Source organism: Pukyongiella litopenaei (assembly GCF_003008555.2).
In the GTDB taxonomy this organism is placed as follows: Bacteria; Pseudomonadota; Alphaproteobacteria; order Rhodobacterales; family Rhodobacteraceae; genus Pukyongiella; species Pukyongiella litopenaei.
Window position 1 is genome coordinate 253,355 of the sequence record NZ_CP027665.1, and the last position, 24,568, is coordinate 277,922.

A 24,568-nucleotide genomic window follows, 5' to 3' on the forward strand; every position below is an offset into this window, starting at 1 on the left:
GCGGACCGCGCCACCGCTTGCACCCGTCCGGGTTTGGCGGCAGAAGACGGGATATGACAGCGCCCGCCCCGCATATCCTGTGTATCGGCTCCGTTCTCTGGGATCTGATCGGACGTTGCGACGATGCCATGCAGCACGGCGCGGACAAGCCCGGCCGCATCACCCGCCTGCCCGGCGGCGTGGCGATGAACATCGCGATCACCATGGTTCGCTTCGGCTTCACCCCCGCGCTGCTGACGGCGATCGGCCGCGATGCCGAAGGCGACGAACTGATGGCCGCCTGTGCCGCCATGGGCATGATCACCGATCATGTCTATCGCGATCACGGCCTGCCGACCGACCGCTACATGGCCGTCGAAGGCGCCAACGGGCTGATCGCCGCCATTGCCGATGCCCATTCGCTCGAAGCGGCGGGCGGGCGGATCCTCGCGCCGCTGACAGATGGCAGCCTGGGCACGGCGCAGGCCCCCTATCGCGGGCTGGTCGCGCTCGATGGCAACCTGACGGTCGCGCTGCTGGAGGACATCGCTGCGGATCCCGCCTTTGCCGCCGCCGACCTGCGGGTCGCGCCGGCGTCACCGGGCAAGGCCGAACGGCTGCGCCCGCTGCTGTCGCATCCCGGCGCCACGCTCTACGTCAATCTCGAAGAGGCCGGCCTGTTGCACGGCACCGCGTTCGACACCGCCGCCGAGGCCGCGCGGGCGCTGTCGGACCACGGCGCCAGGCGGGTGCTGGTCACCGATGGCAGCCGCGCCGCCGCCAAGGCCTGCGGCGGGCAGGTCCTGACCGCCGCCCCGCCGCCGGTGCGCGCCGCCCGCATCACCGGTGCCGGCGACACCTTCATGGCCGCACATATCAGCGCCGAAACCGCCCAGGCCGACCCGCAGACCGCGCTGGATCGCGCGGTTCAGGCCGCCGCCGCCTATGTATCAGGGAAAGACCCGACATGATCGACATGAAATATTCGCGGGAAGTTCTTGCCGCCAAAGAGAATTCCCGCCCCATCGTGGCGCTGGAAAGCACCATCATCACCCATGGCATGCCGCATCCGCGCAATGTCGAGACCGCCGAACGGGTCGAACAGGATGTCCGCGATGCCGGGGCGGTTCCCGCCACCATCGCGGTGATCGACGGTCGGTTGCATATCGGGCTGGAGGCGGATGAGCTCACCGCGCTCGGCGCGCTCAAGGGCGTGGCGAAACTGTCGCGCGCCGATCTCGCCGCCGCGATGGCCACGGGCCGGACCGGGGCAACCACCGTTGCCGCGACGATGATCGCCGCGCACCATGCCGGGATCGCCGTCTTTGCCACCGGCGGCATCGGCGGCGTACATCGCGGCGCCGAGCAGAGCTTTGACATCTCCGCCGACCTGCAGGAACTGGCGCAAACCCCCGTCACCGTCGTGGCGGCCGGGGCCAAGGCCATTCTCGACATCGAAAAGACCCTGGAAGTGCTTGAAACCCTTGGCGTTCCGGTAATCGCCCATGGCCAGGACAATTTTCCCGCCTTCTGGTCGGCCCAGTCCGTGCATGCCGCGCCGCTGCGCATGGATGACGCGGCCAGCATCGCGCGCGCACACGCCGTTCGCGGCGCGCTTGGCCTGCCCGGCGGGCAGCTGGTCGCCAACCCGATCCCGGCCGCCGACGAGATCCCCGCCGCCAACCTCGCCCCGATCATCACGGCGGCGCAGACCGAGGCCGACCGGCTGGGTATTCGCGGCAAGGCGGTGACGCCCTTCCTGCTGCAGCGGATCTTTGAAAGCACCCGTGGCGCGTCGCTCGATGCCAATATCGCCCTTGTGCGCAACAATGCGCACCTGGCCGCGCGGATCGCCAACGAACTGGCCGCCCTGCACTGACGGGGCCCGCATCGCCGCGCGCTTCCACGGGCCCCATTGTGGCGGCACGCCAATGTGCTTAGGTAGCGGGTGGCAAAGGGAAGCACCGCGATGACGACCCCGTTCGACGAACAACCACACAAGAAGCCCGGCCTGTTCGGCGGGCTGCGCGCCTCGTTCCTGACCGGGCTGGTCGTGATCGCGCCCGTCGGGCTGACGATCTGGCTGATCTGGACCGTCACCGGCTGGATCGACGGGTTCGTCCTGCCGCTGGTCCCCACAACGATCCGCCCCGAGCAATATATCGGCATCAACCTGCGCGGCGTCGGCGTCATCATCTTCCTGCTGTTCACTGTGATCATCGGCTGGATCGCCAAGGGGCTGATCGGCCGGTCGATGATCGCCTTTGCCGAGAGCCTGGTGAACCGGATGCCGGTGGTCCGCTCGGTCTATTCCGGCGTCAAGCAGATCGCCGAAACCGTGTTCGCACAGTCTGAGCGCAGCTTCGAGAAGGCCTGTCTCGTGCAATATCCGCGCCGGGGGATCTGGGCGATCGGTTTCGTGTCGACCACGGCCAAGGGCGAGGTGTCCGACCGCGCCGAAACCGGGGGCCGGTTGCTCAGCATCTTCGTGCCCACCACGCCCAACCCGACCTCGGGGTTCCTGCTGTTCTTTCCCGAAGAGGACGTGATCGAACTGGACATGACGGTCGAGGACGCCGCCAAGCTGGTGATTTCGGCGGGGCTGGTCTATCCCAACGGGAAGGATCCCACCCAGCCGCCGAAATCATGACCCGGCCGCGATAGCGGGCCGGACCCGCGTCAGCCGAACATCTCGGCGAGATCGATGCTGGAGCGCGCCCCGATATCGTCGCGATGCGCGTCCAGAAACCGCGCCGCCGCCGCGCGCCCGGCCCGTTTCAGCCGGGTGAGCACGACCGGATGCGGCACCGTCTTGGTCGCCACCGACAAGTCGTTCATCAGCGCGTCATCGGCGATCATATGCAGCAGAACCCGCGCCATCCGGCCGCGTTTCAGCGTGCCGTCCTCGAGCAGGCGCTGGACAAAGGCGATCGCGCGCAGTTCGCGCAGGAGCGAGGAATTGAAGCTGATCTCGTTGATCCGGTTCTGGATATCCTGCGCGGTCACCGGCACGGCGTCGCGTTCGAGCGGGTTGATGTTGACGATGACGATATCCTCGGGAAGGGCGCTGTCAAAGAGCGGGAACAGCGCCGGATTGCCGGTATAGCCGCCATCCCAATAGGCTTCGGTCTGCCCGGTTTCGGGATCGTCGATCTCGATGGCGCGAAACAGGGTCGGCAGGCAGGCCGAGGCGAGGATCGCATCGGTGCTGATCTCCCGCCCCTTGAAGATCCTCACCTTTCCCGACCTGACACGGGTGGCGCAGATGAACAGCGCCGGCCCGTCATCGGCGCAGACCCGGTCGAAATCGAACGCGTCCACGACCGAGCGCAACGGATGCGCATAAAGCGACCCCGATGCGTAGGGCGACAGCACCCGCGTCCAGATATCCGCGGCCGCAAAGACCGGCGAATGCGCCATCCCGCGCGAGATCTGCCCGAGGTCGAAAAACTGCAGCCAGTCCGCGAAAACCGGGTTCTCGACGGCCCCCATCCGCGTCCACAGCCGGTCCAGTTCGTCGCGCGCGCCTTCGCGCCCGCCCCTCAGCAGCCCGGCCTTCAGCGCCGCGCCGTTCAATGCCCCCGCCGATGTGCCCGAGATACCGGCAATCTCGATATCGTCCCGTTCCAGCAGGTAATCGAGCACCCCCCAGGTAAAGGCGCCATGCGCGCCGCCGCCCTGAAGGGCGAGGTTGATCCGCCTGATGTCAGTCACACCACGCCCCCTTGTTCTCCCGCCATGCCCGGTCGCGGCCCGTCGGGCGGGCTGATTCCCGCCCGCACCTGTTTATCCGGGCTGACAGGCCTCCCGGTCTCACAGGGCGGTCCAGCCGCCATCGACCGAAATGGTCGTCCCTGTGATCTGGGCGGCGGCATCGGAACACAGGAACACGGCGGTGCCGCCAAGCTGTTCGACCGTGGCGAACTCCTTGGACGGTTGCCGGGCCAGCATGACATTGCGCACGACGTCATCGCGGCTCATGTCGTATTCCTTCATCGTGTCCGGGATCTGCGCCTCGACCAGCGGGGTCAGCACATAGCCGGGGCAGATCGCATTGGCGGTGATCGGCTCTTCGGCGGTTTCCAGCGCGACGGTCTTGGTCATGCCGACGATGCCGTGTTTCGCCGCGATATAGGCCGATTTGTAGGGCGACGCCGTGAGCCCGTGGGCGCTGGCGATGTTGACCACCCGACCCCAACCGGCCGCGCGCATCTTCGGCAGCGCGGCGGCGGTGGTGTGAAAGGCCGAAGTGAGGTTGATCGCGATGATCGCATCCCATTTCTCGACCGGGAACTGGTCGATCGGGGCGACATGCTGGATGCCGGCATTGTTCACCAGGATGTCGCAGGACCCGGCCTGCTCGATCAGCGCGCGGCAATCGTCGCCGCGGGACATGTCGGCACGGATATACCGCGCCTCGACCCCGGTTTGATCAGCGATCTCCCTGGCCAGCGCATGGTCCTCGTCCCGGTCGGTGAACGAATTGAGAATCACGTTCGCCCCGGCCCGCGCCATTTCCCAGGCGATGCCAAGCCCGATACCCGAATTCGACCCGGTGACGACGGCTGTTTTTCCCGAAAGCGACATGCGCGATTCTCCTGTATCCTGCGACCTGCTGATCGGTCCGCAAACAGACTGCCATGCTGCATCTGCAAAGGAAACGGGCGAATCTGCGGTGTTTGCCAGGTGCAGACCCAGGACGCGCACAACCGGGACGCGCAGAAAAAAACGCCCGCACGAGGCGGGCGTTGAGTTATTGAGGCAGGTTTCATACAGGCAAGAAACCTATCGAGCAGTGATACCTATATAGGCTCTTTCCCTTCATGGGCCAAGCTAAAAGTTTGAAAAGACGTGAATCCCCCGTTACCTTGGCGGTTAACCAAACATGAGCAGAGCAGGACTGTTGCCGAAGTGCGACACACGTTTTCCACAGGCGCGCGCGCGCTGATCGCCTGCGCGGTCCTGGCCGTGCATGGCGGGATCGCCTCCGCGGACTCACCCGATTCGGCCACGCATGGCATAGCTATGTATGGGTCTCCGGCACTACCACCGGATTTTGTGTCCCTCCCCTATGCCAATCCCGACGCCCCCACCGGCGGCCGGGTCGTGTTTGGCAATACCGGCGGTTTCGATTCCCTGAACCCTTTCGTGCAGAAAGGCACCACACCGTGGCAGATGCGGTTCTGGAGCTACGAAAGCCTGATGGGCCGGTCCTGGGACGAGCCCTTTACCCTCTACGGATTGCTGGCCGAATCGGTTCGCACCGCCCCCGACCGGTCCTGGGTCGAGTTCACCCTGCGCGACGGCGCCCGATTCTCCGATGGCAGCGAGGTCACGGTCGAGGACGTGATCTGGTCCTACGAGACGCTCGGGACCGAAGGCCACCTGCGCTACCGTGGATTATGGCCCAAGATCGCGGCGATCGAGCCGACCGGGCCGCGCAGCTTGCGGATCAGTTTCAACACGCCGGACCGGGAACTGGCGCTGATCGCGGGCATGCGCCCGATCCTCAAGAAAAAGCAATGGGAAGGCAGGCGTTTCTCGGCCTCCGGTCTCGATGACATCCCGATCGGCTCCGGCCCCTATGTCGTCGAGGATTTCGAGGCCGGCCGCCATGTCACCTTCCGTCGGAACCCGAACTACTGGGGGCGGGATCTGCCGTTCCGGCGCGGGACCAACAACCTCGACGAGATGCGGATCGAATTCTACGGCGATGCCACGGTTCTCTTCGAGGCATTCAAGGCCGGCGAGCTGACCGCCATTCGCGAGTTCAACGCCGAACGCTGGGCGCGGCAATATGATTTTCCGGCGGTTCAACGCGGCGACGTGGTGAAAACCGAGATCCCCCATGGCCGCCCGTCGGGCATGACCGGGTTCGTGATGAACACCCGCCGCGCCCCGTTCGGCGACTGGCGCGTGCGCGAGGCACTGCTGCTGGCGTTCAATTTCGAATTCATCAACGACACCATGACCGGCGGCGCCCAGCCGCGGATCGCGTCCTATTTCTCGAACTCCGAACTGGGGATGCGCCCCGGCCCCGCCGAGGGCCGCGTGCGCGACCTGCTGGCGCCCTTCGCCGATACCCTGCCCCCCGGCGCGCTGGCCGGATACGCGCTGCCCCGGGGCGACGGCACCGCGCGCAACAGGGTCAACCTGCGCCGCGCGGCCGCATTGCTCGACGAGGCCGGCTGGAGGGTCACGGACGGCATTCGCCGCAACGAACATGGCACCCCGCTCACCTTCACCGTGCTGCTGCGCCAGGGCGAAAGCGACTACCAGACCGTAATCGAACTGTTCGCCCGCGCGCTGGAGCGGCTGGGCATCGAGGTCACGACCGAAAAGGTCGACAACGCGCAATATGCCGGCCGCGTGGCCGCGCATGACTTCGATGTGACCGGGTTCCGCAGGGACCTGTCGCTGTCGCCGGGAAACGAACAGCGGCTCTACTGGGGCGCCGAGGGCGCCACCCAGCCCGGCTCGCGCAACCTGATGGGCATGGTCTCGCCCGCGGCGGACGCGATGATCGACACGATGTTGCGCACCGACGACCCGGAGACCTTCCGCGCCGCGGTGCGCGCGCTCGATCGCGTGCTGATGGCCGGGCGCTATGTGATCCCGATCTGGCAATATGATGTCGGGCGCATCGCCCATGTGCGGCAGCTGCACCATCCCGACCGCCTGCCCATCTACGGCGATCGCACCGACTACATGCCCGATGTGTGGTGGTGGTCCGAGGACTGACCGCCGCACCCATGTCGCTGCGCCCGCGACAGGGGCGCCACCGCCCCTTCCTCTTGCCATAAATATCCCCGCCGGAGGCATCGTGCCGCAGGCATGATTTCCCTCAGACCAGCGACGTGACCCAGAGGATGGTCGCGTCCTCGGGGCTGACCGACACCACGTTATGCCCCATCGAGGCGTCATAATAGGCGCTGTCGCCCCGGCGCATCTCGACCGGTTCGTAGAACTCGGTATAGAGCCGGACCACCCCGGTCAGCACATAGAGGAACTCTTCGCCGTCATGGCGGACCCAGCCGTCGAACTCCTCCATCGACCGGGCGCGCACGCGGGCGCGATAGGGCAGCATCTGCTTGCGGGTCAGGCTTTCGCCCAGCAATTCATGTTCATAGGTCGCCGTGGCATGGGCCGCGCCCTGCCCGGACCGGGTGACCGCCATGCGCCCGTTCACCTGTTCGCGCCGCGCCGGGGTGAACAGTTGCGGCACCGAGATCTGCAGGCCGACGGCGAGCTTCTTGAGCGCCTCGTAGGTGGGCGACATCTGCCCGTTCTCGATCTTCGACAAGGTGGATCGCGCCAGCCCGGCCTGGTTGGCGGCCTGTTCCAGCGTCCAGTCCCGTGCCTTGCGCAATTCGCGCACGCGCGCGCCCAGGTCGAGCGGCTCGGCGGCCTCGCGGTCGCCATTGTCGCGGGCCAGCCGGATCAGGGATTTCGGGTCGCGCGTGGTCATGCGCACCGTATAGGCGGCCCCCGGCCCGCTTGCAACGCCCGCCCCGGCAGGGTAGCGAACCCCCATGCTGAGCCTGTTCGATCAGGGCCCGCCGCCGCCCTGCCCCGCCCCATTCAACCTGGCCTGCCATGTGCTGCGTCATGGACAGCCCGACCCGGACAAGACCGCGCTCGAGGTGATCGGCCCCGGCGGCACCGACCGCTGGAGCTATGGCGCGCTGGAACAGGCCGTGCGCGGAACCGGCGCGGGGCTGTTGCGCGCGGGGCTGCGCCCCGGCGACATCGTGCTGCTGCGGCTGGGCAACACGGTGGTGTTTCCGATCGCCTATCTGGGCGCCATCGCCGCCGGGCTGGTCCCGGTGCCGACCTCGTCGCAACTGACCGAAACCGAATGCGCCGCGATGATCCGCGACCTGAACCCGGCGGCGGTGCTGCATGACCGGCAGGTCGCCTGCGCCCCGCACCCGCGCGTGATCGACCAGGAAACCCTGCGCGAGATGTATGACCTGCCCGCCTGCGACTGGGCAATGGGCGACCCGGACCGGCTGGCCTACCTGGTCTATACCTCGGGCACCTCGGGACGCCCGCGCGCGGTGCGGCATGCCCATCGCGCGATCTGGGCCCGGCAGATGATGGTCGAGGGCTGGTACGGGCTGCGCCCGGACGACCGGCTGTGCCATGCCGGCGCATTCAACTGGACCTATACGCTGGGCACCGGCCTGATGGATCCGTGGACGATCGGCGCAACCGCGCTGATCCCCGAACCGGGTACCGATATCGACGCCCTGCCGCGCCTGCTGGCCGATCACCGCGCCACCATCTTTGCCGCCGCCCCCGGCGTCTATCGCAGGATGCTGCACGGCGTCGCATTACCGGCCCTGCCCGAGTTGCGCCACGGCCTCTGCGCGGGCGAAAAGCTGTCACGCGCGCTGCATGACCGCTGGCAGGACGCCACCGGCCGCGAGCTGTTCGAGGCCTATGGCATGTCGGAATGCTCGACCTTCATCTCGTCGAACCCGGCCCGGCCGTCGCGCGGCGACGCGCTGGGATACCCGCAAAAGGGGCGGCGCGTGGCGATCCTCGGACCAGACGGGCAACCTGTCCCGCAGGGGTCCGAGGGCACCATCGCCGTCCACCGCAGCGACCCCGGCCTGATGCTGGGCTATCATGGTGCGCCCGGGGATACCGCCGCGCGATTCTCGGGCGACTGGTTCCTGACCGGCGATCAGGGGGCGATGGCGGCGGACGGGCTGGTCAGCTATCTCGGCCGGGCCGACGACATGATGAATGCCGGCGGCTACCGGGTGTCGCCGCTCGAGGTCGAGGCGGTGCTGAACACCCATCCGGGCATCACCCTGGCCGGCGTGACCGATATCGAGGTCAAGGCGGATACCCGCATCATCGCCGCCTTCTATACCGGCCCCGCGCCGATCGACGAGGCCCGGCTGCGGGAATTTGCCGCCGAGCGGCTGGCGCGCTACAAGCAGCCGCGCGCCTATGTGCATCTGCCCACCCTGCCCACCGGCGCCAATGGCAAGCTGCTGCGCCGGTCCCTGCGCGCCTGTTACGAGCCCGACACCGATGACTGACCGCCCCGTGACCCTCGACATCCTGTCGGACCCGATCTGCCCCTGGTGCTATATCGGCAAGGCGCATCTGGACCGGGCGCTGGCGGACACGCCGGATCATCCCTTTGCGATCCAGTGGCACCCGTTCCAGCTCAATCCCGACATGCCCGCTGGCGGCATGGACCGGCGCAGCTACCTGGAGGCCAAGTTCGGCGGCAAGGACGGTGCCGTGCGCGCCTATGCGCCGGTGGTCGAACATGCCGAAAAGGCCGGGCTCACGATCGATTTCGAGGCGATGCAGCGCACGCCGAACACGCTCGACGCGCATCGGCTGATCCACTGGGCCGGGATCGAAATGAAACAGACCGCCGCGGTGGACGCGCTGTTCGCCGCCTATTTCACCCGCGGGCAGGATATCGGCGACGCGGCGGTGCTCGCCCGTATCGCCGCCGGCATCGGCATGGATGGCGACGCGGTCGTCCGGCTGCTGGCCACCGACGCGGATGCGGATGACATCCGCGACCGCGACGCGCATAGCCGCAAGATGGGCGTCACCTCGGTGCCGACCTTCATCGTCGCGGGCCGCCACGCGGTCCCCGGCGCGCAACCGCCCGAGCTGTGGCGGCAGGTGATCGCGGACCTGAGGGAAACCTCCTGATGATCAGCCTGCGTGCCGCGATCATCCTCGGCAGCCTCCTGGCCGTGGTTGCCGGCGGCACGGTGTTCTTTCATGTCGTCGAGGGCTGGAGCTGGATCGACAGCTATTTCTTCACCGTGGTGACGATCTCGACCGTGGGCTATGGCAAGCTGGTCCCGGCGACCACGCTGGGAAAGATCGGGACCACCGCCTTCATCTTCCTGGGGCTGGGCACCTTTGCCGCCGCGATCCAGTACTATGCGCAGCACCAGATCCGGCAGCGCGAATTGCGGACCGCGTGGCTGATCCGGCGGCTGACCAACCAGCAACGGCGCAGTCATCGCGCCGCCAACGAAGATGACGCACCCGGCGGGTAGCCGGGCCCGTTACCGCGCGCGAGGGGGTCAGAAGCCCAGCACCTCATTCACCGGCACGGTCTTTACCGCCAGCAGCGGCTGGTCGCCGTCATGGGAGAAAACGAAGATATGCGCCATGTCGCTGGCCAGCGTCATGCGGCAGAAACTGGCGTCGCCGTCGAACTCCCCGGGGCAGGTGTCAAGATCCACATGCTCGATCGCGGTTTCGAACAGCTCATAGGTCATCGGCGCGTTTTCCAGGTAGGTCACGCCGCCGGAATGGGTGTCACCATGAGCCGATACCTGCACCGCGCCGGCGGTCAGGCCGAGGGTCAGCAGAACTGCGATCTTCTTCATCTTCCGATTCCTTTGATCAGGGGTTGCCACGCAATCCCTAGCGTTTTTGTCGGCTTTATCAACCCCTCTCCGGAACAGGCGTCTGGCACCTTGCCAGCGACTGTGTTACCGCCCACGGCAACGGATCGGGGACAGACATGAGAAACCCAATGGGCCGGGCCGAATTCATCGCGCTGATCGCGATGATGTTCGCCACGATCGCCTTTTCCATCGACGCGATGCTGCCGGCGCTGCCCGAGATCGGCGCCGAGCTGAGCCCCGATGACGTGAACCGGGCGCAGCTGATCCTGACCTCGTTCGTGCTGGGCATGGGGATCGGCACCTTCGTGACCGGCCCGCTTTCCGACGCGTTCGGGCGCAAACCGGTGATCGTCGCCGGGTCCGTCATCTACATTCTCGCCGCGCTGGCGGCCTGGCGGTCCTCGACGCTCGAGGTGGTGCTGGCCGCCCGCGTGGTGCAGGGCCTCGGCGCCGCCGCGCCGCGCGTGGTCGCGCTGGCGATCATGCGCGACCTCTATACCGGCCGGATCATGGCGCGGATGATGTCGATCGCGATGATGATCTTTACCATCTTCCCCGCCTTCGCGCCGATGATGGGCGCGGGCATCATCGCGCTGACCGGCTGGCGCGGCATCTTCCTGGCCTTCGTCCTGTTCTCGGTGATCTCGATTTCGTGGATGCTGATCCGCCTGCCGGAACCGCTGCCGGTTTCCGCCCGGCGCCCGTTCCGGGTGCCGCTGCTGATGGATGCCGCGCGGCAGATGTTCACCCACCCGACCGTGCGCCTGTCGATCATCGTGCAGATGCTGTGCATGGGCACGCTGTTCACGATGCTGACCATGGTCCAGCCCGTCTATGACGTGATCTTCGACCGCGCCGAGAGCTTTCCCTTCTGGTTCGGCGCGGTGGCGCTGGTTTCGGGCAGCGCCTCGATCCTGAACGCCGCCATCGTGGTGCGGGTGGGGATGCGCCACATGGTCACCTGGTCGCTGGCGGCCCAGATCGTGCTGACGGCGGCGATGCTGGTGCTGACGGCCCTGCCCCTGCCGGAGACGCTCGCCTTCGGGCTGTTCGTGTGCTGGCAGGCCACCGTGTTCTTCATGGCCGGGACGACGCTGGGCAATCTCAACGCGATCGCGATGGAGCCGATGGGGCATATCGCCGGCATGGCAGCCTCGGTGATCGGCGCGTTTGCCACCGTCGGCGCGGCCGCCATCGCCGCGCCCGTGGGCCTGCTGTTCGACGGCTCGCTGCTGCCGCTCGCGCTGGGGCTGCTGACAATGTGCAGCATCGCATTCGTGCTGATGCTGCGCATGGGCCGGCTGGAGGCCCGGCTGACCGCCTGAACCCTGTTCGCGGCACGCGAAACCGGATACCCTGTTCGGCAACAGCGGATGGGGGGAGACATGGACAGCTACGGCTATGATCTGGGCAGCCATCATTGCCCGGTCAGCACCGGCTCGGAACAGGCGCAGCGCTGGTTCGACCGCGGGCTGATCTGGACCTACGGCTTCAACCACGACGAGGCAATCGCCTGTTTCAAGCGCGCGCTCGAACATGATCCCGATCTCGCGATGGCCCATTGGGGCATCGCCTATGCGACCGGGCCGAACTACAACATGCCGTGGCGGCTCTATGACGATCAGGGCCGCGCCGCCGCGCTGGCCACCGCCCATGAGGCCACGCAGGCGGCGCTGGCGCGTATCGACGGCTGCACGGCGGCCGAGGCGGCGCTGATCCGTGCCCTGCCCGCCCGCTATCCCCAGCGCGATGTGGCCGACGACATGGAGGCCTGGGATCGCGATTTCGCCGATGCGATGCGCGAGGTCCATGCCGCCCATCCGGATCACCTCGACCTCAGGTCGGTCCATGTCGAATCCCTGATGGACCTGACCCCCTGGCAGATGTGGGACCTGAAAACCGGCCGCGAAGCCGAAGGCGCGGCCACGCAGGAGGCGCGGGCGGCGCTCGAAACCGCATTTCGCGACGATCCGGCGGCGATGTCCCATCCCGGCCTGCTGCATCTCTATGTCCACCTGATGGAAATGTCGCCCACGCCCGAGGCGGCGCTGAAGGCGGCGGATGTGCTGCGGACGCTGGTGCCCGATGCCGGCCACCTGGTGCATATGCCCACCCATATCGACGTGCAGTGCGGCGATTATCACAGCGTCGTGCACTGGAACCGCAAGGCGGTCGAGGCCGACCTGAAATACTATCGCCGCGAAGGCGCGTTCAACATCTACACCGGCTATCGCCAGCACAATTATCATTTCGTCATCTACGGGGCGCTGTTTCTCGGGCAGATCGAACCGGCGCTGGAGGCGGTGCGCGGCATGAGGGACACCGTTCCCGACGAGATGCTGCGCATCGAAAGCCCGCCGATGGCGGATTTCTTCGAAAGCTACATGGCGATGGAGCCGCATGTCCTGATCCGCTTTGGCCGCTGGGACGACCTGACCCGGTTCGAACTGCCGGAGGATCGCGAACTATACTGCACGCTCACGGCGACCGTCCATTACGCGCGGGCGCTGGCCTTTGCGGCGCTGGGCCGGGTCGAAGAGGCCGAGGCCGAGGAAATCCGGTTCCACGAGGCCCGCGACCTGGTGCCGGAAACCCGGCTTCTTCACAACAACACCGTCCGCGACCTTCTTGAAATCGCGACGGAAATGCTGCGGGGAGAGATCGAATACCGGAAACGGAACTTCGATCTGGCCTTTGCCCATCTGCGCCGCGCGGTCGAGCTCGACGACGCGCTGCCCTATGACGAACCCTGGGGATGGATGCAGCCGACACGCCACGCGCTCGGGGCGCTGCTGCTGGAACAGGGACGCGCGGCCGAGGCTGAAGAGGTCTATCGCGCCGATCTGGGCCTCGCCGGACAGCTGAGCCGCGCCACGGTGCATCCGGGCAATGTCTGGTCGCTCAAGGGGCTGCATGATTGCCTGCAGGCGCGCGGGGAAACCGTCGAAATCGTCCATGTCCGCCAGAGCCTGGACCTGGCCCTCGCGCGATCCGACACGGTTGCGGCGTCCTGCGGCTGCGCCCAGGCCGCGATGCGCGCAGCGTCCTGACCGGCCACAGGCTCCGGGCCGGCGCAACCGCCCCGTTCACCGAGCAGCGGTGGCGATGGAATTTGCTTGATATTGAAACATGAATCATTATTCATGTCAGCATGACCAAAGCCACGGCACCCAAAACCAAACGCGGACTGGCACGGCGCGCAAAGATCCTGAGCGCGGCCGAGGCGGTCATGGGCGAACAGGGTTTTTCCACCGCCTCCATCGCCGAGATCACCCGCGTCGCCGAAACGGCGATGGGAACCTTCTACATCTACTTCTCCAGCAAGGAAGAGATCTTCCACGAACTGGTGCTCGAGATGGGGCGGATCACCCGCACCATGGTCTCTGCCGCCATCGCGGGCGCGCCCGACCGGCTGTCGGCGGAACGCGCCGGGCTCGAGGCGTTCCTGCGGTTCGTATCGGCGCGCCCGTCGCTCTATCGCATCGTCGAGGAGGCCCGGTTCGTCGATCCCGACGCCTATCGCGCCTATTTTTCCGATTTCGGCGACGCCTATGCCGCCGGGCTGCGCGAGGCCGCCGCCAATGGCGAGATCGCCCAGGGCGATGCCGATGTCCGGGCCTGGGCGCTGATGGGCATGGCCAAGGCTTTGGGCGACCGCTACGTCCTGTGGGAAGACACGCCCGATTTCGACCGGGTGGTGGACGAAGCCCATGCGATGATCTGCCACGGGCTGGCCCCATGACCGGGCCGGTCACCACCGCCATCCGCCCGCTCGCCAGCGGCGCGCCGTGTTTTCACATCGCGCTGGACGCCCCGCGTTCGAACGCGCTGGAACCGGGGCTGCTCGCGGGCCTTCATGCCGCGCTCGATGCGCTCGAGGCCTCCGGCGCACGGGTCGCGCTGCTGACCGGTGGGCGCAATTTCTCGACCGGTGGCGATGTGGCGCGGTTTCACGACGCGGCCCGGACCGGCACCGCCGCGGCCTATGCCGACGAGGTCGTGCCCCGGCTCCAGGACTGCGTGTCTCGCATGGTCGCGATGCCGGTGCTGTTTGCCACCGCCGCGCGCGGCGCCATCACCGGCGGATCGGCGGGGCTGCTGTTTGCCTCCGATCTCACCGTGCTGGCGCCCGATGCCTTCGTCCAGCCCTATTATGCAACGGTCGGCTTTGCCCCCGATGGCGGCTGGACCGCGCTGTTGCCAGAGCGGATCGGAGCGGCGGCAGCGCAGCAATGGCTGATGCTGGATGGCCGTCACGGCGCCGATGACCTGCATCGGATGGGGCTGGCCACCGCAATCGACACCGCGCCGGAGACACGGGCGCTGGACCTTCTGAACACACTGAACCTCGATGCCGCGATCACCACCAAGGGGCTGATCTGGGATGCCGCGCGCCGTGCCGCGCTGCGCGACCGCCTGGCGGCGGAAACGACGGCCTTCCGGGCGCGGATCGCGCTGGAGACCACCCAGGCGGGCATGGCCCGGTTCCTGGGAAGAGAGCAAGAGACCCCGCATGTTTGACCTCATTCCGGACATGGCCTTCAAACGGGCCGAAATCTCACCCGGTGCGCTGGCCTTCCGCGATACGTCGACCGGTCTGGACTGGAGTTTTGCCGCCGTGAACGACGCCGCCAACGGGATCGCCGAGGGTCTGACCGCCGCCGGCCTGACCGAGGGCGACCGGCTGGCGATCCTCTGCCTGAACCGGGCCGAGTTCTTCCTGACGCTGCTGGCCTGTCAGAAAACCGGTATCATCCTGTGCCCGCTGAACTGGCGGCAGACGGCGCGGGAACTGGTCGACACGCTGACCCCCGTAAGGGCGCATGCGATCCTGCATGATGCGGCCCATGCCGACCTGGCCGCGGCGGTCGGTTCCGAAACCGGTGCCGCGCTGCATGACATCGAGGGCACCCTGGGCGGCTGGATCGCGGCAGGCGGGCCGCCGCGCAACGATGCGGTCCCGGCCAACCGGCCCTGGTACCTGCTGTTCACCTCGGGCACCACCGGGCTGCCCAAGGCGGTCACCCAGACCGCGCGCATGGCCTGGGTCAACGCGGTCAATATCGGCCAGGCCATCGGGCTGACCAGCGCCGACCGGTCGGTGAACTTCCTGCCCCTGTTCCATACCGCCGGGATCAATCTCTACACGCTGCCGGTGTTCCTGAATGGCGGGTCCTCGACCATCCTGCCGAAATTCGAGGCCGATGACCTGCTGGCGCTGATCCGCGACGGGGCCGTGACCCAGTTCTTCGGCGTGCCGGCCATCTACCAGGCGTTCTCGCTCCTGCCCGACATCGACCGCATCGACTGGTCCGGCATCCGCTGCGGCTGCGGCGGCGCCCCCCTGCCCGAGCCGCTGATCCGGTTCTTTGCCGATCGCGGCGCCCATGTCCTGAACGGCTATGGCATGACCGAAACCGGGCCGACCGTGTTCCTGATGGACCCCGCCCACGCAACCGCCAAGATCGGTTCGGTGGGCAAGGCGCAGATGCTGACCGAGGTCCGGCTGGGCGGCGTGCCTGCCGGCGCGGCGGGCGAAGGCGAAATCCAGCTGCGCGGCCCCGGCATCACGCCGGGATACCATGAAAACCCGGCGGCCACCGCCGCGAGTTTCACCCCCGATGGCTGGCTGGCCACCGGCGATATCGGACGCCGGGACGCGGACGGGTATTACTTTGTCGTGGACCGGATCAAGGACATGTATATCTCGGGTGGCGAAAACGTCTATCCGGCCGAGGTCGAACGGGTCCTGAACGCGCATCCCGCCGTGCTCGAGGTCGCGGTGATCGGCGTCTCCGACGACAGGTGGGGCGAGGTCGGCGCGGCGTTCCTGATCGCGCGGCCGGGCGAGGCCCCCGACCCCGACGCGATCCGGCGCTGGTGCCGCGAGCGGCTGGCCGCCTACAAGGTGCCCGCCACCGTTCGGGTGGTCGACGATTTCCCGCGCACAGCGGCCGGAAAGATCCGCAAACCCGACCTCAGAAAGACCTATGACGATGCTTGACCTGTCCGCCCGCTGGATGCCGACACAGGCCGATTTCGATACCTTTGCCGAGGTATCCGGCGACGACAACGCCATCCATGTCGACCCGGCGTTTTCGGCGCGCACCGCGTTCGGCCGCACGGTCAGCCACGGCATGCTGATCTATTCCAGGCTGTGGGGGCTGTTGCTGCAACACCGCCCCGGAACCCGCCAGGTCAGCCAGACCATGATGTTTCCGAACCCGGCCTTCGCCGGTGAGGAAATCGCGCTCTCGGTCACCGAAACCGCGCCGGGGCGCGTGACGATGCGGGCGGCACGGGTGGCGGACCGGGCTGAGGTCCTGGTCGGCGAAGCGGAGATCGCGTGATGGAGGTTGGACAGACAGCAACAATATCGCGCAGCTATACCGCCGACGACCTGGCGGGCTTTGCGGACCTGTCGGGTGCGACCCCCGGCGACCACGTCCCCGAACCGCTGATCGCGGCGCTGTTTTCCTATCTGCTGGGGGTCAGGCTGCCCGGCTCGGGCACCAACTATCTCAAGCAGGAACTGCGGTTTCACGCCCCTGCCCCGACCGAAGCCGAACTCACCGCGACGGTCGAGATCACGCGGCTGCGCCCGGAAAAGCACCTGGTCGATCTGTGGGCGCGCTGCGTGGCCCCCGATGGCACGCTGATCTGCGAGGGCCGGTCGCTGGTCAAGGCCCGGGATATCGGCGCCTGAGCCGAGGGCGCCTGAGGGCGCCTCAGCCGTCCAGCGACGCCACGAACCGCGACAGCATGCCGGCAAACGCCCCGGCTTCCTCCAGGTGCGGCGAATGGCCGGATCGCCGAAAGACCCGCCGCCGCGCCTGTGGGGCGGTCGCGGCGATCCAGTCCGAGACAGCGGCCGGATAGACCCGGCTCTGCGCGCCGGAACAGACCAGGTAAGGCACGTCGATCTCCGCGATCACGTCACGCTGATCGAGCGCCACGAGATCGCCCCACAAGGCGCGCATGTCGTCCGCATCCTGCGCCAGGATGACGCGCAGCGCATCGATGCAGGAAAAACCGGGGGCGCCGGCGGGTGTCGCGAACATGGTGCGGGCAATGCCCGGTGCCGCACCCGTCCAATCCTCGGCGAACCGGCGCGTCGAGGCGGCGACGGTTTCGGCGGTCTGGCATTTCAACCCGTGCTGCCAGTCCCGCGATGGCATGAGCTTCGGGCTCATGTCCACGGTGACGAGACCGCGGAGGCGCGCCGTGCCGAACCCGGCGACATAGCGCCAGGCCACGGCCGCGCCCATCGACCAGCCGACGACGGTGACCGCGTTCTCCGGGTAGCCGTCCAGCATAGCCGCCACCATCTCGGCACAGGCCTCGATCGTCGCGGGCCGCCCCGCCGCCGCCCCTGCCGCCGCCCCGTGGCCGGGCAGGTCCGGGGCGAGGCAGTCGAAATCCGGCCCCATGCGGGCGGCGAGGTCGTCAAAGACCGCGCCGCGCATGGTCCAGCCGTGCAGGAACAGGATCGGGGATGCCACGTTCAGCGTCCGGTCAGCGCCCGGTCAACGTCCGGCCCGCAGGCGGCCGACGATCCCGGTCGGAAAGAAATAGACGCTCAGGATGAACAGGATGCCCAGCCACATCAGCCAGCGGTCCGGGTCGAGCAGGTGCGGCACCAGCGGCAGGGCCGAGGTCGCCTCGGAGGCCGACCCCATCAGCGTCTGCAGGTAGTTCTGCGCCAGCACGAAGATCGTCGCCCCGATCACCGCGCCATACATGGTGCCCATGCCGCCGATCACGACCATCAGCAGGATGTCGAGCATGATCTCGAAGGACAGCGTCGTGTCCGGCCCGACATAGCGCAGCCAGATCGCGAACAGCGACCCCGCCAGCGCCGCCGTCGCCGCCGAGATGCAGGTGGCGAGCGTGCGGTACCAGACCACCTTGTAGCCGATCGCCTCGGCCCGGAAATCGTTTTCGCGGATGGCCTGCAACACCCGGCCAAAGGGCGAATTGACGATCCGCAGCATCAGCAGGAACAACGCCAGCGACCCGGCGAAGATCAGGTAGTAGTTCAGCACCTTGCCGTTGATCCGGACGCCCATGACCTCGCCCAGCCGAAAGGCCGGGGTCAGTTCGCGCGGGATCTTGTAGTTCAGCCCGTCCTCGCCGCCGGTCAGGCCGGAAAACTGCGAGACCAGCACCGCGACCGCCGAGGCCACCGCCAGCGTGATCATGGCAAAGAAGATCGCCCGCACCCGCAACGAGAACAGCCCGATCAGGAGCGCCAGCGCCGCCGCCGCGACCGCGCCCAGCCCCGCGCCCGCGATCAGCGCGTCATAGCCGCGCCCCATATGGGTCGAGGCCAGCGCCACGCCATAGGCCCCGAGCCCGAAGAACATCGTGTGGGCAAAGCTGACGATGCCGGCATAGCCCAGCAGCAGATCGTAGCTGGCCACCAGCACGATGAAGATGCAGATCCGCGCCGCGGTCTCGAGCGACCGCACGCCGGGAAACAGGAACGGCGCCAGCGCGAGGCCCACGAGAATGACCAGCAGCAGGACGGTCAGGACGGTCGAACGCGGCTTGTCGCCGGAAAGAAGGTTCACGAGCATCTTATTTCGCCTTCACCACGGGCATCATGCCCTGGGGCCGCCACAGCAGGATGGCGGTCATCAGCGCGATGTTCGACACCAGCGCCAGTTTCGGTTCCAGAAAGGCCACATAGTTCTGCAGCAGTCCCACCAGCAGCGCGCCGATGAACGCGCCTTCGACCGAGCCGAGCCCGCCGATGATCACCACGATGAAGACGAGGATCATCATTTCCTCGCCCATCCCGGCGGTGATCACCTCCTGGTAGAGCCCCCACATCACGCCGCCCAGCCCGGCCAGCGCCGAACCGGCGATGAACACGCCGATGAAGACCAGCCGCAGCCGGTAGCCGAGCGCCTGGACCATCTCGCCGTTCTCGACGCCGGCCCGCACGATCAGGCCGATCTTGGTCCGCCGCAGCACCATGCGCATGGCCACGAACAGGGCCAGCCCGATGACCACCGCCAGCAGCCGGTATTTCTCGACCGCCGCACCGGCAAAGGTGACGGCGCCCTTCAGCATCACGGGACGGTTGATGAAGATCTCGTCCGGCCCCCAGATGACATGGATGAGCTGTTCGATGACGATCAGCCCGCCCACGGTCACCAGGATCTGCTTGAGATGGGCCCCGTAGACGGGCCGCACGATGACCCGTTCGAACCCCCATCCCAGCGCGCCGGTGACGATCATGGCGGCGATCACCGCCAGCAGCACCGCCGCCACGTTCAGCAGCAGCGACGGCGCGCCGGTCCAGGTTCCCAGCGCCAGCAGCACCGAGACGCCGACGAACGCACCGACCGAGATAAAGGCGCCATGGCCGAAATTGATCACGTCCATCAGCCCGAACACGAGCGTGAGTCCGGAGGCCATGATGAAGATCATCATCCCCATCGCCAGCCCGGAGACGGTGAGTGTCAGCCATGACGACGGCGCGCCGATGGCAATGAAACCCAGCACCACCAGGACCGGAACCAGCAGCACCGGTGCCGCCTTGCCGATCCGTTCGGCCAGCGTGGTTTCGGCGAAGGTGGGGGTATGATCGGGGGCTGCGGTCATGTCAGTGCGCCTCCATGCTCAGGCCCATCAGGCGTTCCTGAAGGGCGGCGTCTTCGGCCAGCTCGCGCATCGGGCCGGTCCAGACGATCCGGCCGTCCTCCATCACTGCGGCGGTATCGCCCAGTGCCCTTGCGACCGAGAAATTCTGTTCCACCAGCAGGATCGACGCGCCCTGTTCCTTCAGTTCGCGCAACGCCCCGGCCATGGTCGAGATGATCGCGGGCGCGAGCCCCTTGGTCGGCTCGTCGATCAGGTAGAGCGTCCGGTCCTCGGCCATCGCCCGTGCGATCGACAACATCTGTTTCTGCCCCCCCGACAGGTTTCCCGCCTCGGAGTTCCAGAAGGTCTTCAGCGGCGGAAAGACCGAGAACAGCCAGTCGCGCCGGTCCGGGGCCAGCGGTCCAGAGACGGCGGCCAGGGTCATGTTTTCCTGCACGGTCAGGTCGGCAAAGATGCCCATGTCCTCGGGCACGAACCCGATCCCTGCCCGCGCGCGCGCCGCCGCCGGCCATGTGGTGATGTCCTGCCCGTCATAGGCGATCGACCCGGCCCGGGCCTGCCAGTGGCCGATGATGGTGCGCAACGTCGTCGTCTTGCCGACACCGTTACGCCCCAGCAGCATGGTGACCCCCCCGCGCGGCACATCGAGATCGACGCCCTGCAGGATGTGATACTGCGCGATATCGGTGTGAACGTCGCGCAGGCTGAGAACCGGCTCAGACATTTTCCAGCTCCTTGCCCATATAGGCCTCCTGCACGATGTCCGAGGCCATCACCTCGGCCGGGGGCCATCGGCGGCCAGCGCCCCGTTATGCAGAACGATGATCCGGTCTGCGAGCGTGCGGATCACGTCCATCTTGTGTTCGACCAGCAGGATCGTGCGTTCCCGGTCGGCCTTCAGCTCGGCAATGAGATCGAGCACCACCGGCGCCTCGTCCACGCTCATCCCCGCGGTCGGTTCGTCGAACATGTAGACCATCGGGTCGAGCGCGATCAGCAGCGCCACCTCGAGCTTGCGCTGGTTGCCGTGGCTGAGTTCGGCGACTGTCTGGTACTTGAGCCTGTCCAGCCGCACCCGTTCGAGGACCGCCATCGCCGCCACGGTCAGTTCCTCGTGGCTGTCGGCCATCGAGAACAGGCTGACCCGCTTGTGCTGGTGGGCCTGGATGACCAGCCGCACGTTTTCCAGCACCGACAGGTTCGGAAACAGGTTGGTCAGCTGAAACGCGCGGCCCAGCCCCTTGCGGCAGCGTTCGGCGACACCCAGCCCGGTGATGTCCTCGCCCATCAGCGACACCCGCCCCGTCGAGGCCGGGATCTGGCCGGAAATCAGGTTGAAATAAGTCGTCTTGCCCGCGCCGTTTGGGCCGACGATGGCCGTCAGCTCCCCGGCCCTGAAGGCGCAGCTGACCGCATCGACGGCCACATGGCCGCCAAAGCGCACCGTGAGCCCATCCGTTTCCAGAAGCTTCTGGGTCATCGGGTTCTCCCTGCTGGGCGTGAATTCGGACACGGGTGAGAGGGGGCGCGGACGCCCCCTCTGTGCCGCCTCAGTTGCGGATTGGAAGGTCCATGTCCCCGATCGCGAGTTCACGCACGAGAACCGGGACACCGTAATCCTTGCCGTCCTGCACCTCGGTGCGGAAATGATACATCGGCTGCAGCGCCTGGTGGTCTTCGGCGCGGAACTGCATGGTGCCTTTCGGCGTTTCCCATTCCATGCCTTCCATCGCCTCGATCAGCGCGTCGGTATCGTCGGCGCCACCGGCCTTGCGGATGGCCTCGACCACGGCCAGCCCGGCCGACATCCCTCCCGCGGTGAAGAAATCGGGCGGCGTGCCGAAGCGGTCGAGATGCTGTTCGACCAGCCAGTCATTCACCGGGTTCTTGGGGATCTCGTAATAGTAGTAGGTCGCCCCCTCCATGCCCGGCAGCTCCTTGTAGGCGGTCAGCGCCGCGAGGATGTTGCCGCCGGTCGCGATCTCGATCCCGAACCGGGACGGGTCCATCGCGTTGATCTTGCCCATCGGGCTGCCGCCACCGGCCCAGATGATGAACAGTTTCTTTTCACCCTCGATATCGCCCATCGCCTGGAAGATACGCTCGGCGGCGGCGGTGAAATCGGTGGTGTCGGTGGGGACGTATTCCTCATGCGCGACGGTGGCGCCGGTGCCTTCCAGCGCCTCCTTGAACGCGGCGACGCCGTCACGCCCGAACGCGTAGTCCTGCGCCAGCGTGGCCACCGTGACACCCTCGCCCCCCAGGGCGATGGCGTTCGAGATCGCATCCTGCGACGAGTTCCGGCCGGTGCGGAAGATGTAGCGGTTCCAGTTCTCGCCGGTGATCGAATCGGCCACCGCCGGCTCCACCACGAGAATGCGTTCGTATTCCTCGGCCACCGGCAGCATCGCCAGCGCCACGCCAGACGACACCGGCCCGACCGCGATCTGCGCATCGTCGTCGCCATAGGCCTCGGCCAGCAGCGCCTTGCCGATATCCGGTTTCAGCTGGGTATCCTTCTCGATCACGACGATCGGTTCGCCATCGATCTCCATCGTCCCTTCGGTCGCATATTCCAGCCCCAGCATCAGCCCGACATGCGATTGCTTGGCATAGGCTTCGAGCGCGCCGGTCTTGCCGTAGACATGCGCGATCCTGATCTCCGCGAAAAGCGGCGTCGCCAGCAGCGACGCCGTCAGGGCAACGGACAAAGTGCGTTTCATCAGAGTGATCCTCCCGGTTTACCTCTCACCCAAACATGAAACATGAACCATTATTCATGTCAAGCACGGTGATCGCGCCCGGACAGGCAGCGCCGACAGGAAGGCTGAACAGGAAGGATGTGCCGGTTGCCGGGTCAGGCCGTCCCGTCACCGGGCGCGGTGGCGCCGAGCCGCACGGGATCGCCATGGGGCGTGGTCAGGTAGGCGCGTTCCCACGCCGCCCGCATGGTGCGGGCCTCGGCCTGCCCCGCCGCGCCCCGGTCGTCGAGAAGGGTCTCGAGCGTCTCCAGCCAGGCGTTGAAATAGTCGTCGCCGCCATCCAGTTCGCGGTCCAGCCCGTGCCGCGCCAGCGTCGCGCCGAACCGCGCGGCCCAGTCGGTCCACGCGAACAGGCCGGTTTCATTCAGATGAACCGTCAGCGCGAAAAGCTGCGCGTGCCAGGGCGCGGCAAAGACCGGGTCGGGCGGCGCGCCATCGGTCATGCGGGTTCCAGATAGCTTTGCCAGAGGTCGAGAATCACCTCGTCATCGGGATGTTCCGGCGCGGCCCAGAGCTGCGCCGCCTTGAACCGCACCGAATAGAGCGGCTCGGGCGCCTCGCCCAGCCCGTGCGCGTTGCTGTCGGGCAGCACATGATTGCCATGGCAGCGCAGCACATATCCCTGCGCCCCGGCCGCGTAGGCGGGCAGCCGCGTATGCCCGCCTTCGACCAGCCGGTTCGCCGCCGGGCGCAGCGCCCGCACCGCCTGCCCGGCCTCGAATACCGGCCCCGGCCCCGCGTCCCGGTCCGCCGGACCGCCCCGCGCGAGCGTCCGTGCCACATTCTCCGCCGCCAGCCTGCGCCCGGCCAGCGGGTGCGCCCCGCCACCCCCATGGCCGGTCAGGTCATCGCGGCTCAGCACCCCCTTGGCCACCAACAGGTCGGCCAGCGCCGCGATCCATTTCTCGTAATAGGAAAACCGCGTGTAATCCGCGGGCGACAGGCATTCGCGGGCATGGCGCGATTCGTCGAGGGTCCAGCGCCCCAGCGCCCCGGCCGCCAGCGTCACCGCCAGCGCACGGGCGTGCCAGTCGGCGGCAAAGACCGGCGCCTGCTCGGGATCGGGCCGCACCGGGCCGTCACCGAACCGGCCGCCCATGTCATGCACCCGGGTCACGACGGCGCCCTTGGCAGGCCGGTGCCGATCATCGAATCCCGCGTGACGAGCCCGGCCAGCGCCGCCTCGTCCCAGTCGCCGGTGCCCTCGGGGCGCATCGGCAGGACGAGATAGCGGACCTCGGCGGTGCTGTCCCAGACCCGGATGGCGGTGTCCGCGGGCAGGGTCACGCCGAAATCGGCCAGAACCCTGCGCGGCTCACGCACCGCACGGGCGCGGTAGGCGTCCGATTTGTACCAGGCCGGCGGGATACCCAGCAGCGGCCACGGGTAGCAGGAACACAAGGTGCACACGACCATGTTATGGGTCGATGGCGTGTTTTCCACCACCACCATATGTTCACCCTGGCGCCCGAAGAACCCCAGTTCTGCCACCACGGCGGTGGCATCCTCGCGCAAAGCCGCGCGGAACCCGTCATCGATCCAGGCGCGGGCCACCACCTGCGCCCCGTTGCGCGGCCCGATCCGGTTTTCATAGGTGTCGATGATCCGGTCCAGCGCCGCGGGGTCGATCAGCCCCTTGTCCGCCAGGATCGTCTCGAGCGCCTTGACCCGCAGCGCCGGTTCGGGCGGAAGCAGCGCGTGCGGATGATCGTGGTCCGGATGGTCATGCGGCATGGTCCCAGTGTGCGTCCCGGCGCGGCCGCTTGTCCAGCCCGCGTTTCGTCCCTTGCCCCGCTGTCAGCTTTTGCA

The 24,568-nt window shown here is 67.3% G+C and carries 26 protein-coding genes and 1 pseudogene; 14 read left to right on the top strand and 13 right to left on the bottom strand.

Annotation, left to right across the window (positions count from 1 at the left end; genetic code table 11):
• The first annotated feature begins 53 nt into the window (after positions 1-53).
• The 3 genes from C6Y53_RS01245 (at position 54) to C6Y53_RS01255 (ending at position 2,629) form a co-directional block, all read left to right on the top strand.
• The gene (locus tag C6Y53_RS01245; protein ID WP_106470780.1) at positions 54-950 is read left to right on the top strand and encodes a PfkB family carbohydrate kinase; all 897 of its coding nucleotides are present in this window, start codon (positions 54-56) and stop codon (positions 948-950) included.
• Positions 947-1,858, top strand: a complete 912-nt coding sequence (locus tag C6Y53_RS01250) for a pseudouridine-5'-phosphate glycosidase (protein WP_106470781.1) — start codon at positions 947-949, stop codon at positions 1,856-1,858. The genes C6Y53_RS01245 and C6Y53_RS01250 overlap by 4 nt, the downstream gene beginning before the upstream one ends.
• Before the next feature lie 90 nt (positions 1,859-1,948).
• The gene (locus C6Y53_RS01255; RefSeq protein WP_106470782.1) at positions 1,949-2,629 is read left to right on the top strand and encodes a DUF502 domain-containing protein; all 681 of its coding nucleotides are present in this window, start codon (positions 1,949-1,951) and stop codon (positions 2,627-2,629) included.
• Between the two features lie 29 nt (positions 2,630-2,658).
• Here the strand turns inward: C6Y53_RS01255 and C6Y53_RS01260 are convergent, their stop codons facing one another.
• Entirely contained in the window at positions 2,659-3,684 is a 1,026-nt protein-coding gene (locus C6Y53_RS01260; protein WP_106473890.1) for a patatin-like phospholipase family protein, read from the bottom strand.
• A 108-nt stretch (positions 3,685-3,792) separates the two neighbouring features.
• Positions 3,793-4,566 (bottom strand): 3-hydroxybutyrate dehydrogenase, encoded by a 774-nt coding sequence (locus tag C6Y53_RS01265; RefSeq protein WP_106470783.1) that lies wholly within the window; start codon positions 4,564-4,566, stop codon positions 3,793-3,795.
• Positions 4,567-5,004: 438 nt separating this feature from the next.
• Between C6Y53_RS01265 and C6Y53_RS01270 the strand changes: the two genes are divergently transcribed.
• Entirely contained in the window at positions 5,005-6,720 is a 1,716-nt protein-coding gene (locus tag C6Y53_RS01270; RefSeq protein WP_106470784.1) for an extracellular solute-binding protein, read from the top strand.
• A gap of 103 nt (positions 6,721-6,823) precedes the next feature.
• Here the strand turns inward: C6Y53_RS01270 and C6Y53_RS01275 are convergent, their stop codons facing one another.
• Complete coding sequence (locus C6Y53_RS01275) at positions 6,824-7,447, bottom strand: helix-turn-helix domain-containing protein (RefSeq protein WP_106470785.1); 624 nt, start codon at positions 7,445-7,447, stop codon at positions 6,824-6,826.
• Positions 7,448-7,511: 64 nt separating this feature from the next.
• Between C6Y53_RS01275 and C6Y53_RS01280 the strand changes: the two genes are divergently transcribed.
• From C6Y53_RS01280 to C6Y53_RS01290, 3 genes are read left to right on the top strand one after another with little or no spacing between them, the layout of a single operon-like run.
• Complete coding sequence (locus tag C6Y53_RS01280; protein ID WP_106470786.1) at positions 7,512-9,035, top strand: class I adenylate-forming enzyme family protein; 1,524 nt, start codon at positions 7,512-7,514, stop codon at positions 9,033-9,035.
• Positions 9,028-9,672 (top strand): DsbA family oxidoreductase, encoded by a 645-nt coding sequence (locus C6Y53_RS01285; protein ID WP_106470787.1) that lies wholly within the window; start codon positions 9,028-9,030, stop codon positions 9,670-9,672. The genes C6Y53_RS01280 and C6Y53_RS01285 overlap by 8 nt, the downstream gene beginning before the upstream one ends.
• Positions 9,672-10,028 carry a potassium channel family protein gene (locus tag C6Y53_RS01290; protein WP_106470788.1) on the top strand — a complete coding sequence of 119 codons (357 nt, stop codon included), beginning with the start codon at positions 9,672-9,674 and terminating at the stop codon, positions 10,026-10,028. Before C6Y53_RS01285 ends, C6Y53_RS01290 begins: the two co-directional genes overlap by 1 nt.
• A 27-nt stretch (positions 10,029-10,055) precedes the next feature.
• On the opposite strand, the gene C6Y53_RS01295 is transcribed toward C6Y53_RS01290, so the two are convergent.
• Positions 10,056-10,364 carry a hypothetical protein gene (locus C6Y53_RS01295; protein ID WP_106470789.1) on the bottom strand — a complete coding sequence of 103 codons (309 nt, stop codon included), beginning with the start codon at positions 10,362-10,364 and terminating at the stop codon, positions 10,056-10,058.
• Positions 10,365-10,501: 137 nt separating this feature from the next.
• On the opposite strand from C6Y53_RS01295, the gene C6Y53_RS01300 reads away from it, so the two are divergent.
• From C6Y53_RS01300 to C6Y53_RS01330, 7 genes are all read left to right on the top strand, one after another.
• A complete protein-coding gene (locus tag C6Y53_RS01300) occupies positions 10,502-11,710 on the top strand; it encodes an MFS transporter (RefSeq protein WP_106470790.1) in 1,209 nt (402 codons plus the stop codon).
• Positions 11,711-11,770: 60 nt separating this feature from the next.
• Positions 11,771-13,435, top strand: coding sequence for a tetratricopeptide repeat protein (locus tag C6Y53_RS01305; protein ID WP_106470791.1), 1,665 nt, complete (start codon positions 11,771-11,773; stop codon positions 13,433-13,435).
• 101 nt (positions 13,436-13,536) lie between these two features.
• Positions 13,537-14,127, top strand: coding sequence for a TetR/AcrR family transcriptional regulator (locus C6Y53_RS01310; protein ID WP_106470792.1), 591 nt, complete (start codon positions 13,537-13,539; stop codon positions 14,125-14,127).
• Positions 14,124-14,906, top strand: coding sequence for an enoyl-CoA hydratase/isomerase family protein (locus C6Y53_RS01315; RefSeq protein ID WP_106470793.1), 783 nt, complete (start codon positions 14,124-14,126; stop codon positions 14,904-14,906). The genes C6Y53_RS01310 and C6Y53_RS01315 overlap by 4 nt, the downstream gene beginning before the upstream one ends.
• Positions 14,899-16,389: an AMP-binding protein gene (locus tag C6Y53_RS01320; protein WP_106470794.1), complete on the top strand. Its 1,491-nt coding sequence runs from the start codon at positions 14,899-14,901 to the stop codon at positions 16,387-16,389. Before C6Y53_RS01315 ends, C6Y53_RS01320 begins: the two co-directional genes overlap by 8 nt.
• A complete protein-coding gene (locus tag C6Y53_RS01325; RefSeq protein WP_106470795.1) occupies positions 16,376-16,735 on the top strand; it encodes a MaoC/PaaZ C-terminal domain-containing protein in 360 nt (119 codons plus the stop codon). Before C6Y53_RS01320 ends, C6Y53_RS01325 begins: the two co-directional genes overlap by 14 nt.
• Positions 16,735-17,091, top strand: a complete 357-nt coding sequence (locus C6Y53_RS01330; RefSeq protein WP_244614915.1) for a hotdog family protein — start codon at positions 16,735-16,737, stop codon at positions 17,089-17,091. The genes C6Y53_RS01325 and C6Y53_RS01330 overlap by 1 nt, the downstream gene beginning before the upstream one ends.
• A 22-nt stretch (positions 17,092-17,113) precedes the next feature.
• Here C6Y53_RS01330 and C6Y53_RS01335 read toward each other — a convergent pair whose 3' ends face one another.
• The 9 genes and pseudogenes from C6Y53_RS01335 to nthA all read right to left on the bottom strand — a co-directional run bounded on the left by C6Y53_RS01335 (position 17,114) and on the right by nthA (position 24,493).
• Entirely contained in the window at positions 17,114-17,887 is a 774-nt protein-coding gene (locus C6Y53_RS01335) for an alpha/beta fold hydrolase (protein ID WP_244614916.1), read from the bottom strand.
• A 24-nt stretch (positions 17,888-17,911) separates the two neighbouring features.
• A complete protein-coding gene (locus tag C6Y53_RS01340) occupies positions 17,912-18,964 on the bottom strand; it encodes a branched-chain amino acid ABC transporter permease (protein WP_106470797.1) in 1,053 nt (350 codons plus the stop codon).
• Between the two features lies 1 nt (position 18,965).
• Positions 18,966-19,997 (bottom strand): branched-chain amino acid ABC transporter permease, encoded by a 1,032-nt coding sequence (locus tag C6Y53_RS01345; protein WP_106470798.1) that lies wholly within the window; start codon positions 19,995-19,997, stop codon positions 18,966-18,968.
• Position 19,998: 1 nt separating this feature from the next.
• Positions 19,999-20,721 (bottom strand): ABC transporter ATP-binding protein, encoded by a 723-nt coding sequence (locus tag C6Y53_RS01350; protein WP_106470799.1) that lies wholly within the window; start codon positions 20,719-20,721, stop codon positions 19,999-20,001.
• Positions 20,714-21,477 (bottom strand): annotated as a pseudogene (locus tag C6Y53_RS01355) (ABC transporter ATP-binding protein). Before C6Y53_RS01355 ends, C6Y53_RS01350 begins: the two are co-directional and overlap by 8 nt.
• A 70-nt stretch (positions 21,478-21,547) precedes the next feature.
• A complete protein-coding gene (locus tag C6Y53_RS01360; protein ID WP_106470800.1) occupies positions 21,548-22,720 on the bottom strand; it encodes a substrate-binding domain-containing protein in 1,173 nt (390 codons plus the stop codon).
• A 134-nt stretch (positions 22,721-22,854) separates the two neighbouring features.
• A complete protein-coding gene (locus C6Y53_RS01365; protein ID WP_106470801.1) occupies positions 22,855-23,202 on the bottom strand; it encodes a nitrile hydratase accessory protein in 348 nt (115 codons plus the stop codon).
• Positions 23,199-23,876: a nitrile hydratase subunit beta gene (nthB, locus tag C6Y53_RS01370; protein ID WP_106470802.1), complete on the bottom strand. Its 678-nt coding sequence runs from the start codon at positions 23,874-23,876 to the stop codon at positions 23,199-23,201. Before nthB ends, C6Y53_RS01365 begins: the two co-directional genes overlap by 4 nt.
• On the bottom strand, positions 23,873-24,493 hold the full coding sequence (gene nthA / locus C6Y53_RS01375) for a nitrile hydratase subunit alpha (RefSeq protein ID WP_106470803.1): 621 nt from the start codon (positions 24,491-24,493) through the stop codon (positions 23,873-23,875). Before nthA ends, nthB begins: the two co-directional genes overlap by 4 nt.
• Positions 24,494-24,568 lie beyond the last annotated feature (75 nt).

What these genes read in the sequence shown, in the direction of transcription:
- C6Y53_RS01305 (WP_106470791.1), top strand. Translation starts at nt 11,771, where the DNA reads ATGGACAGCTACGGCTATGATCTGGGCAGCCATCATTGCCCGGTCAGC.
- C6Y53_RS01330 (WP_244614915.1), top strand. Translation starts at nt 16,735, where the DNA reads ATGGAGGTTGGACAGACAGCAACAATATCGCGCAGCTATACCGCCGAC.
- C6Y53_RS01315 (WP_106470793.1), top strand. Translation starts at nt 14,124, where the DNA reads ATGACCGGGCCGGTCACCACCGCCATCCGCCCGCTCGCCAGCGGCGCG.
- C6Y53_RS01320 (WP_106470794.1), top strand. Translation starts at nt 14,899, where the DNA reads ATGTTTGACCTCATTCCGGACATGGCCTTCAAACGGGCCGAAATCTCA.
- C6Y53_RS01250 (WP_106470781.1), top strand. Translation starts at nt 947, where the DNA reads ATGATCGACATGAAATATTCGCGGGAAGTTCTTGCCGCCAAAGAGAAT.
- C6Y53_RS01290 (WP_106470788.1), top strand. Translation starts at nt 9,672, where the DNA reads ATGATCAGCCTGCGTGCCGCGATCATCCTCGGCAGCCTCCTGGCCGTG.
- C6Y53_RS01365 (WP_106470801.1), bottom strand. Translation starts at nt 23,202, where the DNA reads ATGACCGATGGCGCGCCGCCCGACCCGGTCTTTGCCGCGCCCTGGCAC.
- C6Y53_RS01325 (WP_106470795.1), top strand. Translation starts at nt 16,376, where the DNA reads ATGACGATGCTTGACCTGTCCGCCCGCTGGATGCCGACACAGGCCGAT.
- C6Y53_RS01245 (WP_106470780.1), top strand. Translation starts at nt 54, where the DNA reads ATGACAGCGCCCGCCCCGCATATCCTGTGTATCGGCTCCGTTCTCTGG.
- C6Y53_RS01270 (WP_106470784.1), top strand. Translation starts at nt 5,005, where the DNA reads ATGTATGGGTCTCCGGCACTACCACCGGATTTTGTGTCCCTCCCCTAT.
- nthA (WP_106470803.1), bottom strand. Translation starts at nt 24,493, where the DNA reads ATGCCGCATGACCATCCGGACCACGATCATCCGCACGCGCTGCTTCCG.
- C6Y53_RS01340 (WP_106470797.1), bottom strand. Translation starts at nt 18,964, where the DNA reads ATGCTCGTGAACCTTCTTTCCGGCGACAAGCCGCGTTCGACCGTCCTG.
- C6Y53_RS01350 (WP_106470799.1), bottom strand. Translation starts at nt 20,721, where the DNA reads ATGTCTGAGCCGGTTCTCAGCCTGCGCGACGTTCACACCGATATCGCG.
- C6Y53_RS01265 (WP_106470783.1), bottom strand. Translation starts at nt 4,566, where the DNA reads ATGTCGCTTTCGGGAAAAACAGCCGTCGTCACCGGGTCGAATTCGGGT.
- C6Y53_RS01275 (WP_106470785.1), bottom strand. Translation starts at nt 7,447, where the DNA reads ATGACCACGCGCGACCCGAAATCCCTGATCCGGCTGGCCCGCGACAAT.
- C6Y53_RS01345 (WP_106470798.1), bottom strand. Translation starts at nt 19,997, where the DNA reads ATGACCGCAGCCCCCGATCATACCCCCACCTTCGCCGAAACCACGCTG.
- C6Y53_RS01360 (WP_106470800.1), bottom strand. Translation starts at nt 22,720, where the DNA reads ATGAAACGCACTTTGTCCGTTGCCCTGACGGCGTCGCTGCTGGCGACG.
- C6Y53_RS01295 (WP_106470789.1), bottom strand. Translation starts at nt 10,364, where the DNA reads ATGAAGAAGATCGCAGTTCTGCTGACCCTCGGCCTGACCGCCGGCGCG.
- C6Y53_RS01300 (WP_106470790.1), top strand. Translation starts at nt 10,502, where the DNA reads ATGAGAAACCCAATGGGCCGGGCCGAATTCATCGCGCTGATCGCGATG.
- C6Y53_RS01310 (WP_106470792.1), top strand. Translation starts at nt 13,537, where the DNA reads ATGACCAAAGCCACGGCACCCAAAACCAAACGCGGACTGGCACGGCGC.
- C6Y53_RS01285 (WP_106470787.1), top strand. Translation starts at nt 9,028, where the DNA reads ATGACTGACCGCCCCGTGACCCTCGACATCCTGTCGGACCCGATCTGC.
- C6Y53_RS01255 (WP_106470782.1), top strand. Translation starts at nt 1,949, where the DNA reads ATGACGACCCCGTTCGACGAACAACCACACAAGAAGCCCGGCCTGTTC.
- C6Y53_RS01280 (WP_106470786.1), top strand. Translation starts at nt 7,512, where the DNA reads ATGCTGAGCCTGTTCGATCAGGGCCCGCCGCCGCCCTGCCCCGCCCCA.